This is a genomic window from Flexibacter flexilis DSM 6793 (assembly GCF_900112255.1).
GTDB lineage: Bacteria > Bacteroidota > Bacteroidia > Cytophagales > Flexibacteraceae > Flexibacter > Flexibacter flexilis.
In genome coordinates this window covers 806,879-821,977 of sequence record NZ_FOLE01000001.1, presented here as the reverse complement: position 1 = coordinate 821,977, position 15,099 = coordinate 806,879, and the positions used below count along the sequence as shown (strand labels likewise).

Annotated in this window: 16 protein-coding genes; 10 read left to right on the top strand and 6 right to left on the bottom strand. The window is 42.2% G+C overall.

The genetic code is table 11. The features are described 5' to 3' along the window. The first annotated feature begins 84 nt into the window (after positions 1-84). Positions 85-942 (top strand): alpha/beta fold hydrolase, encoded by an 858-nt coding sequence (locus BM090_RS03565; protein ID WP_177199824.1) that lies wholly within the window; start codon positions 85-87, stop codon positions 940-942. Positions 943-1,295: 353 nt separating this feature from the next. Then, positions 1,296-2,564, top strand: coding sequence for a kynureninase (kynU, locus tag BM090_RS03560; RefSeq protein ID WP_091507440.1), 1,269 nt, complete (start codon positions 1,296-1,298; stop codon positions 2,562-2,564). Between the two features lie 119 nt (positions 2,565-2,683). Here kynU and BM090_RS03555 read toward each other — a convergent pair whose 3' ends face one another. The 4 genes from BM090_RS03555 to ruvC all read right to left on the bottom strand — a co-directional run bounded on the left by BM090_RS03555 (position 2,684) and on the right by ruvC (position 6,322). Continuing rightward, the gene (locus BM090_RS03555) at positions 2,684-4,204 is read right to left on the bottom strand and encodes a GH3 auxin-responsive promoter family protein (RefSeq protein WP_091507436.1); all 1,521 of its coding nucleotides are present in this window, start codon (positions 4,202-4,204) and stop codon (positions 2,684-2,686) included. Positions 4,205-4,315: 111 nt separating this feature from the next. After that, positions 4,316-5,047 carry an LPS export ABC transporter ATP-binding protein gene (lptB, locus tag BM090_RS03550; protein ID WP_091507433.1) on the bottom strand — a complete coding sequence of 244 codons (732 nt, stop codon included), beginning with the start codon at positions 5,045-5,047 and terminating at the stop codon, positions 4,316-4,318. Positions 5,048-5,167: 120 nt separating this feature from the next. Beyond that, positions 5,168-5,746 carry a 5-formyltetrahydrofolate cyclo-ligase gene (locus BM090_RS03545; RefSeq protein ID WP_091507429.1) on the bottom strand — a complete coding sequence of 193 codons (579 nt, stop codon included), beginning with the start codon at positions 5,744-5,746 and terminating at the stop codon, positions 5,168-5,170. 3 nt (positions 5,747-5,749) lie between these two features. Further along, entirely contained in the window at positions 5,750-6,322 is a 573-nt protein-coding gene (ruvC, locus tag BM090_RS03540; protein ID WP_091507426.1) for a crossover junction endodeoxyribonuclease RuvC, read from the bottom strand. Between the two features lie 265 nt (positions 6,323-6,587). On the opposite strand from ruvC, the gene BM090_RS03535 reads away from it, so the two are divergent. The 4 genes from BM090_RS03535 (at position 6,588) to BM090_RS03520 (ending at position 10,831) form a co-directional block, all read left to right on the top strand. Continuing rightward, positions 6,588-6,950, top strand: a complete 363-nt coding sequence (locus BM090_RS03535; protein ID WP_091507423.1) for a hypothetical protein — start codon at positions 6,588-6,590, stop codon at positions 6,948-6,950. Positions 6,951-7,166: 216 nt separating this feature from the next. Then, a complete protein-coding gene (locus tag BM090_RS03530; protein WP_091507421.1) occupies positions 7,167-8,582 on the top strand; it encodes a dicarboxylate/amino acid:cation symporter in 1,416 nt (471 codons plus the stop codon). A 254-nt stretch (positions 8,583-8,836) separates the two neighbouring features. After that, on the top strand, positions 8,837-9,688 hold the full coding sequence (locus BM090_RS03525) for a hypothetical protein (protein ID WP_091507417.1): 852 nt from the start codon (positions 8,837-8,839) through the stop codon (positions 9,686-9,688). 9 nt (positions 9,689-9,697) lie between these two features. After that, entirely contained in the window at positions 9,698-10,831 is a 1,134-nt protein-coding gene (locus BM090_RS03520) for a hypothetical protein (protein ID WP_091507414.1), read from the top strand. Here the strand turns inward: BM090_RS03520 and BM090_RS18280 are convergent, their stop codons facing one another. After that, positions 10,832-10,969: a hypothetical protein gene (locus tag BM090_RS18280; RefSeq protein ID WP_177199823.1), complete on the bottom strand. Its 138-nt coding sequence runs from the start codon at positions 10,967-10,969 to the stop codon at positions 10,832-10,834. A 52-nt stretch (positions 10,970-11,021) separates the two neighbouring features. Here BM090_RS18280 and BM090_RS03515 point away from each other — a divergent pair, with 52 nt between their 5' ends. Beyond that, positions 11,022-11,651 carry a WbqC family protein gene (locus tag BM090_RS03515; RefSeq protein WP_091507410.1) on the top strand — a complete coding sequence of 210 codons (630 nt, stop codon included), beginning with the start codon at positions 11,022-11,024 and terminating at the stop codon, positions 11,649-11,651. 24 nt (positions 11,652-11,675) lie between these two features. On the opposite strand, the gene BM090_RS03510 is transcribed toward BM090_RS03515, so the two are convergent. Further along, positions 11,676-12,659, bottom strand: coding sequence for an SDR family NAD(P)-dependent oxidoreductase (locus BM090_RS03510; RefSeq protein ID WP_091507406.1), 984 nt, complete (start codon positions 12,657-12,659; stop codon positions 11,676-11,678). 439 nt (positions 12,660-13,098) lie between these two features. Between BM090_RS03510 and BM090_RS03505 the strand changes: the two genes are divergently transcribed. The 3 genes from BM090_RS03505 to BM090_RS18275 are packed head-to-tail and all read left to right on the top strand — an operon-like array spanning position 13,099 to position 14,911. Further along, positions 13,099-13,983, top strand: a complete 885-nt coding sequence (locus BM090_RS03505) for a hypothetical protein (RefSeq protein WP_091507403.1) — start codon at positions 13,099-13,101, stop codon at positions 13,981-13,983. After that, positions 13,940-14,737, top strand: coding sequence for a DUF6934 family protein (locus BM090_RS03500; protein WP_221405330.1), 798 nt, complete (start codon positions 13,940-13,942; stop codon positions 14,735-14,737). The genes BM090_RS03505 and BM090_RS03500 overlap by 44 nt, the downstream gene beginning before the upstream one ends. Positions 14,738-14,746: 9 nt before the next feature. Next, positions 14,747-14,911, top strand: a complete 165-nt coding sequence (locus tag BM090_RS18275; protein WP_177199822.1) for a hypothetical protein — start codon at positions 14,747-14,749, stop codon at positions 14,909-14,911. The last annotated feature ends 188 nt before the right edge of the window (positions 14,912-15,099 follow it).

Here is a 15,099-nt window from a genome sequence, read left to right as displayed (position 1 = left end):
GTGATAGTCGGTGGAATATGCCTTATATTCGTGCCGCGAAGATGGCCAAGCAAATGCGACTATTTGCTCCCGACGCAATACTTTATGAAAAAACAAGTCAAATTATCGAATGGCCAGCAAATCGCCTACACGGATTCTGGAGACGGAAACGTCATGGTTTGGGTGCACGGCCTTACCAGCTACAAAGAAATTTGGGAACGAAATATTCATACGTTCAGTAAATATTTTCGTTGTGTGGCCTTAGACCTGCCAGGGCACGGCGAGTCGGCCAACGCCGCCATTGGCGCGACATACAGCCCCCAGTTTTTTGCCGATACGCTTTTTTTGTTTTTGGAAGAATTGAAAATAAACCGCTGCACACTCGTCGGCCACTCGATGGGCGGACAAGTGGCACTGCTGGCGGCCATCCAAAAGCCCGAACTTTTTTCGGAAGTCGTGCTCGTCGCGCCTGCGGGTTGTGAGCCGTTCACGGAAACCGAAAAAATATTGTTGCAACGCTACTCCTCGGTGGGCATTGTGGGGGCTTCGTGGTTTGGTCAAACCATGCTGAACCTGAAAAGCCATTTCGGAAAATTAAACGAACACGAACATCAGGCCTTAGAACGTCTGGCACGTTTGCACGAGAGTCGCGGCATCGCGGAACTGGCCGTTTTGCTCTCGCAATGTATCGCGGGAATGCTCAACCAGTCGGTTATTGAGCAATTGCCCCAAATCAAAATCCCTGTTTTGTTGATTTTTGGAAAAGAAGACAAACTCATTCCCAACAAACTCATACACGGCACGATGACCACCGAAGAAATCGCCCGAAACACCGCTGCCGCCATTCCGAATTGTAAGCTAAAACTCTGGGACGAAGCAGGCCATTACGTGCAATACGAATATGCCGCCGCCGTGAACATGGAAATTTATAAGTTTATGAACCGAAAAATATTTACAACCTAACAGATTATTTTGCTGTACGCACGGGTAATTTTGTTTTACGAACGAATAGTTTTGCTGTACGCACGGGTAATTTTGCTTTATGAACGAATAATTTTGCTGTTCACACGGGCAATTTTGCTTTATGAACGAATAGTTTTGCTGTACGCACGGGTAATTTTGTTTTACAAACGAATAATTTTGTTGTACGCACGGGTAATTTTGCTTTATGAACGAATAATTTTGCTGTTCACACGGGTAATTTTGTTTTATGAACGAATAATTTTGCTATTCACACGGATAATTTTGTTTTACGAACGAGTAATTTTATAAATATTCCTTTTCTCTGCATTAATTCTTAACAATTTTCAAATAAAATGGTACACCAATTCGAAACACAATTATCTTACGCACAAGCACTTGACGAGCAAGACGAGTTAAAACATTTCCGCGAGCGTTTCCACATTCCGCAAGCCGACAACGGAGAGCCTGCTATTTATATGTGCGGCAATTCGCTGGGGCTGCAACCCAAATCAGCCGCCGCCGCCGTAGCGCACGAGCTGGAACAATGGGCTCAAATGGGTGTTGAAGGACATTTTAGAGGCGAAACGCCTTGGTTCACGTATCATAAAGCGTTTGCTGAGCCTTTGGCGAAAGTGGTAGGCGCAAAACCCGACGAAGTAGTCGCGATGAACGTGCTAACCGTGAACCTGCATTTGATGTTGGTGTCGTTTTATCGCCCGACGGCCACGCGCTACAAAATCATTACGGAAGCGGGCGCATTTCCGTCCGACCAGTACGCCTTAGAATCGCAAGTTCGTTTTCATGGCTTCGACCCTGACGCGGCCATTGTGGAACTCAAACCACGCGCAGGCGAACACACACTTCGCACGGAAGATATTTTGCAAACGATTGCCGAAAATGCCGACTCGCTGGCCTTAGTGATGATGGGCGGCATCAATTATTACACAGGACAAGTATTTAATATGCAAAAGATTACGGCCAAAGCGCATGAAGTTGGTGCGGTCGCTGGCTTTGATTTGGCGCACGCGGCAGGCAACGTAACACTTGCCTTGCACGATTGGGACGTGGACTTTGCGGTTTGGTGTTCGTACAAATACATGAACGCAGGGCCGGGTGGCGTGAGTGGCGTATTTGTACATGAGCGACACGCCGAAAACACCGATTTGCCACGCTTTGCGGGTTGGTGGGGACACAGCGAAAAAGAACGTTTTCAGATGAAAAAAGGCTTTAAGCCCATGTACGGCGCAGCAGGTTGGCAGCTCAGCAACGCGCCAGTATTGCACATGGCTCCGTATAAGGCCTCTTTGGCGATTTTTGAGGAAGCGGGCATGAGCCGACTCACCGCCAAAAGTCGTTTGCTGACGGGATATTTAGCCTTTTTGTTGGGGCAAATTGAGCATATCAAAATTGAAATTATTACACCAGAAGACCCCGCACAACGCGGTTGCCAACTTTCGATGATAGTAGAAAATGGCCGTCAAGTATTTGATTATTTGGTGAGTAATGGCGTAATCGGCGACTGGCGCGAACCTAACGTAATTCGTCTTTCGCCTGTGCCATTATACAACCGCTTCGAGGACGTATATCGTATCTACGAAATATTGACGCGATTCAAACAATAATTTTCCTATAAAAGAAAAAACGCCTTTCAGTAAAACCAACTTACCGAAAGGCGTTTTTTGTAGAACTACAAATATGTTATTTTCTAAACTGAAATTTAATTTGAATACTTTTACCCAAACTACACTTCCTCGAACATAGTTTTGATTTCTTCCACGTACTCGCGCGAGTTGGACAGGCGCGGCACTTTGTGTTGTCCGCCGAGTTTGCCTCTGCGCTTGAGCCATTCGTAAAACGTGCCTTTCGGCGCAACGTGTATGAGTGGAGCTTGTAGCGCAATATCTTGGTAGCGTTTGGCATCATAATCCGAATTGATTTCGCGGAGTTTTTGGTCTAAAATCTGCGTAAACCCCGCCAAATCGTCGGGTTGCTTTTCAAACTCAATAATCCATTCGTGGCCGCCTTTGCCGTTGGTTTGCATGAACACAGGCGCAGCCGTAAAATTGCTAATGACCGCGTGTGTTGCTTGGCAAGCCTGCGCAATACCTATTTCGGCATTTTCCACGATGAGTTCTTCCCCAAACGCATTGATAAAATGTTTGGTACGACCCGAAACTTTTACACGAAACGGTTTGAGGTTTGTAAATTTGATGGTATCGCCAATCATGTATCGCCACAAACCACCGTTTGTACTGATAATGAGGGCATAATTTTTATTTAATTCTACTTCGTCCAGTCCTAAGGTTTTGGGGAATAACTTGCCCACTTCATCCATTGGCGCAAACTCATAGTAAATGCCATAGTCGAGCATCAGCAACATTTCGTCGGTCAGGCTCAAATCGTCCTGAATCCCAAAGAAACCTTCCGAAGCGTTGTAAGTTTCCAAATAACTCATTTTTGGGTCAGGAATCATTTGCTTAAAAAGCTCCCGATACGGCGTGAAAGACACCGCCCCATGCAAAAATACTTCTAAGTTTGGCCAAACCTCGTGCAATGTTTTCGCGCCTTTTATTTCCATGACGCGTTGCAAAAGCACCACCATCCACGTAGGCACACCCGACAGACTGGTTACGTCCACGCTGAGCGTCTCTTCTGCTATTTTTTCAATTTTTTCTTCCCATTTGTCCATCAAAGCCACTTCGATGCGTGGCGTGCGCATCCATTGCGCCCACGAAGGAAGATTTTTCATGATAATGGCCGATACGTCTCCGAAACGGACATCAGGATTTTGGTCAAAATGCTGGTAAGTGCCACCAATAGCCAAGTTTTTGCCATGCAGCACGCGCGTTCCTTCGCGGTTTTGCAAGTACAAACAAATCAGGTCTTTGCCGCCTTTGTAGTGGCATTGCTCCAACGATTCTTGCGAAACGGGAATGAATTTGCTGCGGGCGTTGGTCGTGCCCGAAGATTTGGAAAACCAATGAATCGGCGTAGGCCAAAGGATATTTTGTTCGCCCAACATCATGCGTTCGATGTAGGGATAAATATCTTCGTAAGTCGAAACGGGTACGCGTTCTTTGAAAGCGCGAACCGATTTGATGTCGGCATAGCCGTATTTTCGCCCCCACTCTGTGGTGCTTGCTTGCTCGATAATCGACTGAAAAATAGTTTGTTGCGTATCGTGTGGGTTTGCGCAAAAAGCCTGAATCTGGTCATAGCGTCTTTTTAAAACCCAAGTAATTACGGAACTGACAATTGACATAGGTAAGGCATCACAAGAAACAAAACACGCCCATGCGCGAATCGTTTTGGGGGGTTGAAAAATAGCTTCTTAAATGCAACTCAAAAACTGCAAACAGACGAATCTAAAAGTTTAGATTTTTCTTTTTAGTTCAAAATGTTTGCCCAAATAAACGCGGCGTACTTGTTCGTCGGCGGCCAGCTCCTCGGCTGTGCCTTGCTTGAGGATTTTACCTTCAAACAACAAATAGGCGCGGTCTGTGATAGAAAGTGTTTCGTTTACGTTGTGGTCGGTAATCAAAATCCCAATGTTTTTGTTTTTGAGCTTGGCCACAATGCTCTGAATTTCTTCTACGGCGATGGGGTCAACGCCCGCGAAAGGTTCATCAAGCAACACAAATTTGGGGTCAACGGCCAGCGCACGAGCAATCTCGGTGCGGCGGCGTTCGCCACCTGAAAGCACCATACCCAAGTTTTTGCGCACGTGCGTAAGGCTAAATTCTTCGAGCAACGCTTCCATTTTCTCTTTACGCTCGGCAGACGTTTTATTGGTCATTTCCAAGACGGCCATAATATTTTCTTCCACCGAAAGCGAACGAAAAACGGAGGCTTCTTGCGCCAAATAGCCCAAGCCCAATTGCGCACGTTTGTACATGGGGCGCGACGTAATTTCGAGGTCGTCAAGGAAAATCTTGCCGTTATTGGGTTTTACAAGCCCCACCATCATATAGAAAGACGTGGTTTTGCCTGCGCCGTTTGGCCCCAACAGCCCCACGATTTCGCCTTGTTTTACCACTACGGACACGTCGTTTACAACTTTACGTTTTTTGTATGTTTTAAAGAGATGCTCTGCTCTTAATTCCATGTTCTCAAATATTTACAGAAGGCAAAACTACATTTTAGCCACCAATAAGCCAAACAAGAAGTTCGTTTGTAGTTTTATGTTAAATTAAACAATTGTTTTTCAGTTATTTACCCAAATAAATTAGTCCTGAAAATAATAAATTTGGTCGGGGCAAACGCACAAATCCAGCTTTATGTCATGCTCGGCAGCATCAGCAATGGCAGGCACGGGAGGCGTTAGGCTTAACCCTATTTTGCGCACGTCGGGGCGGCATTTGGCCAAAAATCTATCATAAAATCCTTTGCCGTAGCCCACCCGAAAACCTTTTTCATCGAAAGCCAACAGCGGCACAAGCACTGCCTCAAAATCGGCATCGTGTGCGAGTGTCGCGCCAACGGGTTCGGGGATTCCCCACGCATTTTCTACCAAATTAGTATTGTTTTCCAGCCAATAATTACGCATAGCAAACGTCTGAAAATCAGATACGGAAGCGGCAAAGCGCATCGCAGGAAATCGCTGCCGCAATTGTTCCCAAATCAAAAACGTGTCTATTTCGTTGTGCTTGCGAATCGGTAAAAAAATGTGCAGAGAACTAACGGGATTTGCTGTAAAATATTGGATAAGATGCTCGGCAAGGGCTTGGCTTTGCGCCTGCACGTGTTGGGGCGTAAGGTCGCGGCGGTGCGCAAGAGCTGTTTTGCGCCAATGGGCTTTGTGCATAGGTTATTTTTTTACGCGGTCTTTGTTGGCACTGACGAAAGCCGACCAATCTTTGGGTTTGGCTTTGGCGGCGGCGGGGTTTTGGAAATGATGGCATACGGCCACACCCAGCGCGTCGGTGGCATCGAGAAGTTGGTCGGCGTTATCAAAATTGAGCATCGAACGCAACATGGCGGCTACTTGCTCTTTGGAGGCGTTGCCGTTGCCAGTTACGGACTGTTTTATTTTCTTGGGAGCATACTCCACCACAGGCACTTCGCGCGACATGGCGGCGGCAATGGCCACGCCTTGCGCACGTCCGAGTTTGAGCATGGACTGTACGTTTTTACCAAAAAATTGGGCTTCGATGGCCATTTCGTCAGGGATAAACTCGTCGAGCAGTTGCACTGTACGTTCATAAATTTTTTTGAGCTTCAGGGCGTGTGTGCTGTATTTGCTCAAATGGATTACACCGTACTGGAGCAGGCGCATTTGCTTGCCTTCGATGGCAATTACGCCGTAGCCCATTACCGTCGTGCCGGGGTCTATGCCAATAATTATTTTATCCGTTGGGACAATATTGTTTGCTGTATTCATTGGTGCAAAGGTAGGAAAAAACGGGAGTTTTAACGTGGGCGTAATGCTTGTTTTACAAGAAGTTAAGGTTGGAATATTTTAAAATTTAAACAAAAAGATACAAAATTTCATTCAACACTAAATTGCGCCGTTGGTGTGGTATTTGGGCGTTTGGTGTAAGAGTTGTTCGTAAGTCGGGGCGTGTGCCCCACCTTTGTATCAACAAAACGGGACAAATATTTCCCTGATTGTCAATTAAATCATCATCATCATTCGCTCAAAAAAAATGAAAACGTTTGTTCAAAAATTCCGCATCGTTGCCGTGACGGTTATGGCTTTGGCCGCTTCTTCGTCTGTTGTGTTGGCTGGTGGCAACGACACCCAAAAAGCCAAAGTAAGTTCACTACAAGTGAGCATCGTTCCGCAGTCCGAACCCAAAATGGTAAGACTTGCTTTCCAAAACAACTCCGATAGTCCCGTAACCGTGAAGGTATTTGATGCCGAACATCATCAATTGTTGAGCAGCAAAACTTATCGTAATAAACACGTCGTATTCAAAAAATATAATTTTGCACAAGTTCCTGCTGGTCAGTACAGCATTGAGCTAAGCAATGCCACAGATAGTTATGTGGAAAACATCACATTTTAATATTGACCGATAGTTAAGAAAATCATCATATTTTAGAGGTTAATTGCACTAATAATAAGGCTCTTGCTTACATAGCAGGAGCTTTATTTTTTTAGGGGGTTTGGCTAAAGTTTTCTAAATTTTATTTATACTCGTAACTTTGTCGTATTTTCTGATTCTTTTTGGGAAAGTACACCAAGACACACCAGAGATTTTAGGTCTGAATAACAGTTATTTATGCAAAAAAAATTATCTTCTTTTTCACTACCAATCATTTCGCTGGCCATTACTTCGATGCTTGCTATTGCCATGACAGTAACAAGCATTGTACCTGAAATGGTAGCCGCCATAATGCGTTGGGTTGCAATTGCTACATTATTTTGGTACGGAACGCAAAAAAAATCACTTACAACATGGATCGTGGTGAGTATGTTTGTTGGCGCACAATTCGGGCATGATTTCCCCGACCAAGCCGCAAACCTTAAAATTGTGAGTGATATTTTTATCAAACTCATCAAGACAATTATTGCCCCGCTGCTTATCGGAACGTTGGTGGTGGGCATCGCTGGGCACTCGGACACTAAGCAAGTTGGTCGTATGGGCGTAAAAGCCTTGGTTTATTTTGAGGTGGTAACTACGTTGGCATTGTTTGTGGGGCTGGCAGCCATCAACCTAAGCAAAGCAGGTGTGGGCATAGATAGTTCTATGGTTCAGTCTGAAGAAAGTTTGGGAGCGGTATCTCACCAAAGTTGGCAACAAATTGTGCTACATATTTTCCCTCAAAACATTGCCAAATCTATTGCTGACGGCGAAGTATTGCAAATCGTAGTGTTTAGCGTAATTTTTGGTATCGCCCTTTCGATGGTCGAAAACAAATACAAACGCACGATGCTTTCGGCCTTAGAAAGTCTTTCGGAGGTAATGTTTAAGTTTACAAATGTGGTAATGTACATGGCTCCTTTGGCGGTTGGTGCGGCTATTGCCTACACACTGAGCAAAATGGGCTTGGGAGTTTTGGTCAATTTGCTAAAACTGTTGGCTACGCTATACGGCGCATTGTTCTTTTTCTTATTGCTTGTATTACTGCCTATCGCATTGGCATTCAAAGTTCCTGTAAAACGTTTTGTGGCGGCGATTGCCGAACCTGTTTCGTTGGCATTTGCAACTACCAGTTCGGAAGCTGCTTTGCCGAAGGCCATGAAAGCACTCGAAAACATGGGCGTGCCGCGCAAAATTGTAGCCTTCGTCATGCCTACGGGTTACAGTTTTAATCTAGATGGAACTACCTTGTATTTGGCATTGGCTTCTGTCTTTGTGGCGCAGGCGGCAGGCGTTGAAATGAGTTGGGAACAACAATTACTCATGGTTTTTACGCTGATGCTTACTAGTAAAGGTGTAGCTGGCGTGCCGCGTGCGTCTTTGGTTATTTTGTCGGGGACGGTGGCTTCTTTCAATTTGCCCGCGTGGCCTATCGCCATTATTTTAGGTATCGACGCACTTATGGATATGGCCAGAACCTCCGTAAATGTCATTGGTAATTGTTTGGCTACGGTGGTAGTGGCACGCTGGGAAGGCGAATATGACCCTGATGCTCCGTTACCAGAGCAACATCATCACGAAATAGAAGAACGTACAGAAGAAGTTGTACATTAAGCGAATATTGAAATAGCCCGAATAAACGGGCTATTTTTTTTAAAAAAAGTGTTTACTTTTTTGGCGCAAATCGAATTAAGTAGGTATTTATTTGTTTTCGATGTTCTATCAATTGTCAATAAATTAAGAGCGAAGAGATATTGCTATGCTCAGTTATTGAATGTTGATTATGATCACAGAAACGCTAAGCCGCTATTTTTTTAATTCACTTATTAATCAAATAATATAAGCCTATATTTTAATTGTTGATTAGGATGATTCCATCAGAACAAAAACTTTCTTCCCCACAACGCTCAAGCATTTCCTACAATCAAAAGTTATTTTCAGTCTTTATCAACTATACAGCTTTTTTTATTACCAGTTTTGCTATTGCTTACTTCATTTATCATGCAAGTACGGTGTTGATTGCTTTGACATTTCATATTCCGACCACTTGGTCTGGTGAGGGGATAAAATTTAAAGTGTCTGAGTTGGAATGGTTAAAACAGGTGGTCGTTTCTGTGCGTCTAATTCCGCCATTGATATTGGCGGCATCTAGCTTTATTTTTTATAGAATTTATAGATTTAATAAACGTAAGGCTGGCATGATCAAAGCTTTTTGGTTATGGATGTACCTGAATTCTGCCAATTTTGCATTAGGAAATACAGTTGCAGATATCGCCACCAATACTGGTGTTTGGGAGGGATTACAAGCTCAACGAATTGCGCCAATCGTACAAGTATTTATTGCAATTGTCTGTATCATTTCAATGCTTATCATTGGTTATAAAGCAGGTCGCCCTTTCTTACTTTCTGCCAATTCCCGAGAACTCATCAAAAAAGATAATAAATTTAGATTTGTTTTTTTTGCTGTAATTCTTCCTTGGCTTCTAGGGTCAGTTCTGTTTTTTTTGGTAGAATTTATCGCTGCTGGCCGTGCTAATTTTGGCATTTATTTGTCTATAGGACTGATGCTTACGCCAATCATTAATAGTTATGCTAGTTATACCGAAATAAGCTTGGTAAAAGACCGCCAAAAACGAATTATTTTGCTGGAATTTATAGTGCTGGCAACTATTATGTTTAGCTTATTTGTGGTAGTAAATTTTACTAGGTTACAATTCTAATATATACCAATGCAACTTAATCGCTATATTTTACTTTTTATTTTCACTATTATCAATAGTTTTTTTATTGTAAAATATGGCTCTCGACAACATTATTTAAGCGAATATATTCTTGGTGTGGCCTATTCGATTGGCGTTTTGTTGACTATTTTCTTTTTTACCAAACAAAAAATCAAAGAAAATTATAGTAGAATATTATTTTTTGGATTAACCGTACTTGTATTAACAAGTACGGTATTAATCAATAAATTAGTAGATGCAAATTCGCTAAATGTAGATAGATGTTCGGCCATGAGCGTTGGCGTTGAAGCTTTATTAAATGGACAATATCCGTACTCGGCCATAGACCATTTGGGCGGCAGAACTTCTAATTTACCAACACTACTTTTTATAGGTATTCCGTTTTATTTGTTAGGCGATGTCGGCTATTTGCAAACCTTTGGTTTTGGGCTAATGGCTTGCCTGATTTTTTATTTTTTCAATAATTATCCGCAACGGTTATTGGCTTTGTTGCTATTGATAAGTTCGCCTGCCTATTGGTGGGAAATTTATGCTAAAAGCGATTTAATGTCCAATTTCATTATCCTATTAGCCTTTATTTTTGTTGCCCAGAAGTATATTTTTGCCAATAAAGAAACCAAAATAATTCCGATTGCTGTTGCGTCAAGTGCATTGGTTCTCACACGACTGACAAGCATTATTCCGTTGTCTTTGTTGCTATGTGCGTGGTTTTTTGGGCAATCTATCAAGCAAAAAAGTATTTTTATTTTTTCGGGAATAATTACGTTATTCGTATTGTTGTATTTGTGCTTTATGCACGTTCCGAACCTCGACTATTTACAAAAATATAATCCTTTTGAACTACAAAATAGACAAATGCCAACCGCGCTTAATATCGCATTTGTATTACTGCCATTTATCTACTCTTTTTACATTAAAAATACTACACAATTACAAATAGCAAGTACTTATTTCTTGCTACTACCCATTCTCATTTCTTTTGTAATGAGTGTATTCAAAAATGGGATTTATCCTTGTATCGTAGAATCGTATTTTGATATAAGTTATTTCAATATGGTTTTGCCTTTTATTATTGTCAATTTGGCGCAATCATACGAAACTGCATTTAATCAAACGCAATAATTAATTTTTGATAGACGTAGGCAAATGTTTTTTTGCACCTGGCCGCGTAGTACGTGAGAAAATATCTACGGTAATGGCAATACTGGCCAAAATAAACAATATCGCTACTGCTACAAATATTTTTTTAGAACGATTCATCTCTTTTTGTTTTTAGTTTTGCAAGAATAAAATACATTTATATAAAATCCTGATGGCCTTACGCATCGAACTGCACTATTTGCCAAGCATCGAATACATTGGCGTACTGCTCAAAGCAAACCAACCTGTTTTGCTCGAAGCCCACGAACACTATGTCAAGCAAACATACCGTAACCGTTGCCAAATCCTGACAGCCAACAAGTTGGAGTCGCTGACCGTTCCCGTACACAACACTGGCAAACCCACCAGCAAAGATATTCGGATCGATTACAGCTTGGCTTGGCCCAATACGCATTGGCGCACGGTAGCTTCGGCTTATGGCAAATCGCCTTTTTTTGAGTTTTACGCCGACTCGCTTCAGCCGATTTTTTATGCCCAGCACGCCACACTTTGGGAACTGAACAAAGCCATGTTACAATGGTCGTTGCGCTGCCTCAGTGCCAAAGTTGATTTGCAAGAAACCACTGATTTTGAGCCGATTGGCAGCAGCCCAGCCGATTTGCGCAACCACATTCACCCGCGCCAAGCGAGCCGCTATTACACGCCTGTGAGTTACGGACAAGTTTTTAATCCAACCCAACCTTTTGCGCCCAACTTGTCGGTGCTCGACCTGATTTTTTGTGTAGGCGGCAAGCAAGCCAAACAAATCGCGGAGCAATCGGTACGTTTTCCGTTTGTTTAAAATTTATTGATAAAAAATTGATTATTAGTTGTTTAACTTTTTCAATTCTTGACAAACTTCTGTTACCGTTTGCGCCAACGGCCTAAACTGTATGCCCAATAATTGTTGGGCTTTTTGGCTATCGTATTGATAATTTTTGCTTGAAGTACGCGCCGTTTCTTTGGTAATCAAAGGTTTTTTGCCCGTAAACAATGCTTTTACCCATTCAGCACGCCATGCCAGAGCCGCCAACAGTGGCGTAACCTCGTAGCGCGGCACACGTTTTTGCCATTGCGCCGCGATTTGCCCCAAAAAATCTTTGTACGGCACATTGCCCGCATTGAGTACAAAACGCTCATTTACAATGTTGTTTTCCACCAAACGGCAAACGCATTCGGACACGTCGCGCACGTCCACGTAATTGATGTTGCCGCGTGGATAAAATGGTTTTTCGTCGTACACGTATTTGAATAAAGCCGTGCTACCACTGCTCCAGTCGCCAGCACCGAGTACAATCGACGGATTCACAATGGCCACAGGCAAACCTTCTTCGCTGCCGCGCCAAACTTCCAACTCGGCGTAATATTTGGAACGCGCGTAATTGGTATTGTCGTCGGAGTTTTCCCACTTGGTTTCTTCGTTGATAATGAGCGAGTTTTTGTTGCGCCCCAACGCCGCTATCGAACTGATATACACCAACTTTTTCACGGAAGGCGTATCCAAACAAATATTCACCAAATTGGCCGTACCGTCAATGTTTACTTTGTTCATTTGCTCCACGTCGGCGGGGACAAACGAGACCATAGCCGCCGAATGAACCACCACGTCTGCGCCTTGCAAATGCTCGGTAAGCGGCAACACGTCCAACACATCGCCTTCTACCCATTGTATTTGGTCGGCAATGTCGGCCAGCAACTTAAAAGAAGTGTTATGGCGGCGTAATGCCTTCACCTGATGGCCTTTTTGGAGCAATTGCCGCGCGATGTGGCTGCCGATAAGTCCGCTTGCACCCGTAAGAAATACGTTCATTATGCTGAGTTTGGAGAAAAAATAAAATACGCGGCAAAGATAAAGTCAGAATCGTATTTTACTAACCCCCAGCCCAACATTGTATCAGGATTAAATCGGGCAACCATGCGCACGCAATGGACTAAACTAAAAGTAATTTGATTGTCAAATGATTACAAGGTACGGAAAACTTTTTTTGCTGGGCTTGTCACCCTTTTTCCCTTCGAGAAACGTCTTGTATCTGTATTGCGCTATCTAAACCGAAAATTGCCCGCGAAAGCCAAAAATTTTGGGTGGGGGTATTTTTGCACTTTTGTATGATTATTTAAAAATTAAATATAAAAATATTTTGAAATGTGATTTCGGTTTAGGATTTTGCGGAAGAAAATATAAACGAAATATGGTTCGTTTATATTAGGTGTTGTATGTAGTTTCAGACAAATCTCACATCAAAAGAAATATGGACAAAAAAATTTTAACCCTTGCCTTTGCGACAATAATCGCAACCTCTGCGTTTGCTCAACTAACATATAAGTTGCCTGATGCACAACTTAACGCTAATCAAATTTGTGGTAAGAATGTTTGTGATCCTGGAAGTGTTGGTAAACTTCTTCATTACACTAAAAGCCCATTCTCACCTGCCGTAACAAAAGCCACAACCGTAGAATATGTTGCAACACAAGTGTTAGGGCAGACTTTGCCAGCAAGAAAGATGTTGTCATCCAAAGACTTTAGTACTTGCTCCGAATTAAGTAATAATCCATTTACAACTTTGGACATAGAAAATGTTAGATTTCCCGATGGTCGTTCAATTGACTATACTCGGACAGAAAAACTTGAAATAAATATAACTGCTGCCGTTGAGGCAAACGTAAAGGAATTAATGAAACAAACAACAGATATGGCTAAAATTGAAAGAATGAAAGCAAAAATTCAAGCTGCCTATCAAAAAGTAAGTGGTAAAGAATTAACTGTTGTTGGAAAATATTCAGAATGGCAACTTTCAAAAGAAGCTCGAGAAAAATTAAAAAAAGGAGATGGATACCAAGAGTGTAGAAAATGGATAGAAGAAAATAATCAGAGAATATTATTGGCAGTAGGCATTGTATACTTTGAAATAACATTTGAACAAAATAGCCTTGACCAATTAGCTGCAGAACTTGATGCCGAATTTGCTAAAGAGGGATTGACCGCAAGTTTATCATTTTTCTTTAAAAGAGAAGTAACGAAACGACTAAAAACATCTAGTGAAGTATATCAAATTCTAATTGTCAGACACGCAGGAATTTCAGGAAAGGAGTTTGTTGAAGCATTTAAAAAAAACGAATATACAAGATCCTATTAGCAAAAGGCGAGCTGTAAGTGCCGTATTTAAAAGTATTGGAACTGTTAAATTTTATCATAATGGACTGTTTTGTGCTCCGAAACCCCACCCGAATGAAAATCCCAAACCGTTAATTATCCCCCAAGGCTTCGGACACCCCGAAGCCTTTTTATTGGTTGCCTTACTTCCTGTATTTCCGTATTTTTGTGTTAGTTTACTACCAACCATGAGCAAAGAGAATACCTACCCTTTAATTGAATCCGATGAACTACAACCGTTACAGTTTGTGTTTATTAGTAAGGGGTTGAGAGACATAATCAAAATAGTGGAGTATTTTTATACGCATGATATTGAGGGGAAACGTGTTTTTAATCTTGGATTTGGAGATTATAACATTGACAATGATAGTGTTATTGATGACGAAAGTACCAATAATGGCGATGCTTACAAAGTGTTTAATACTGTACTAAACACCATCCCCTTATTCTTTCAAATCAACCCTAATGACCTGCTCATTGTACGTGGTAGCGATAGCAAGACACTTTTTATAGATAAATGCCGAGCTACCTGCACCAAAAATTGTGATGAATTGTGTAAGAAAAGCCACAGAAGAATTACTATTTACTGTAATTATATCAACAAAAATTACAATCAATTATGCCTCGAATATGAGTTTTGGGGCGGCATTTCTACTCCAAATGCCCAAACGGAATTTGAGCAATATCTACCACACAATGTTTACGATACCGTCTTATTAAAAAAAATAAAACACTAAATTTGTGTCATGCAAAAAGGAAAAGAACCAACCCAACCAATGGTAAGCATTCCAGAAAAAGCACTACTCCGTATGGTGCTGAGGGTAACGCAAGGCCGCAACCTTTTTCCTGAGAAGGTGGAAGACGCTAAACGTGTTTTACAAGGTGCTACATTCAAAACACCTCTTAAATAAACTCATTTGGGCGTTCCCCTTCAGGTCGCTCCCCAAGGCTTCGGACACCCCGAAGCCTTTTTTGTTCCTGTTCTAAATCATGGGCTATGCCCTAACCAAAGGGCTTTTTTTTGCATAAAAACACATTTTTTGCGCAATAGCCACCCCAAAATTTATACCTTTGTAACGCATCCAAAACGCCGAGTTGA

Bases quoted from the DNA above. Each gene is read 5' to 3' on its own strand.
- BM090_RS03565 (WP_177199824.1), top strand. From the start codon at position 85: ATGAAAAAACAAGTCAAATTATCGAATGGCCAGCAAATCGCCTACACG.
- kynU (WP_091507440.1), top strand. From the start codon at position 1,296: ATGGTACACCAATTCGAAACACAATTATCTTACGCACAAGCACTTGAC.
- BM090_RS03555 (WP_091507436.1), bottom strand. From the start codon at position 4,204: ATGTCAATTGTCAGTTCCGTAATTACTTGGGTTTTAAAAAGACGCTAT.
- lptB (WP_091507433.1), bottom strand. From the start codon at position 5,047: ATGGAATTAAGAGCAGAGCATCTCTTTAAAACATACAAAAAACGTAAA.
- BM090_RS03545 (WP_091507429.1), bottom strand. From the start codon at position 5,746: ATGCACAAAGCCCATTGGCGCAAAACAGCTCTTGCGCACCGCCGCGAC.
- ruvC (WP_091507426.1), bottom strand. From the start codon at position 6,322: ATGAATACAGCAAACAATATTGTCCCAACGGATAAAATAATTATTGGC.
- BM090_RS03535 (WP_091507423.1), top strand. From the start codon at position 6,588: ATGAAAACGTTTGTTCAAAAATTCCGCATCGTTGCCGTGACGGTTATG.
- BM090_RS03530 (WP_091507421.1), top strand. From the start codon at position 7,167: ATGCAAAAAAAATTATCTTCTTTTTCACTACCAATCATTTCGCTGGCC.
- BM090_RS03525 (WP_091507417.1), top strand. From the start codon at position 8,837: ATGATTCCATCAGAACAAAAACTTTCTTCCCCACAACGCTCAAGCATT.
- BM090_RS03520 (WP_091507414.1), top strand. From the start codon at position 9,698: ATGCAACTTAATCGCTATATTTTACTTTTTATTTTCACTATTATCAAT.
- BM090_RS18280 (WP_177199823.1), bottom strand. From the start codon at position 10,969: ATGAATCGTTCTAAAAAAATATTTGTAGCAGTAGCGATATTGTTTATT.
- BM090_RS03515 (WP_091507410.1), top strand. From the start codon at position 11,022: ATGGCCTTACGCATCGAACTGCACTATTTGCCAAGCATCGAATACATT.
- BM090_RS03510 (WP_091507406.1), bottom strand. From the start codon at position 12,659: ATGAACGTATTTCTTACGGGTGCAAGCGGACTTATCGGCAGCCACATC.
- BM090_RS03505 (WP_091507403.1), top strand. From the start codon at position 13,099: ATGGACAAAAAAATTTTAACCCTTGCCTTTGCGACAATAATCGCAACC.
- BM090_RS18275 (WP_177199822.1), top strand. From the start codon at position 14,747: ATGCAAAAAGGAAAAGAACCAACCCAACCAATGGTAAGCATTCCAGAA.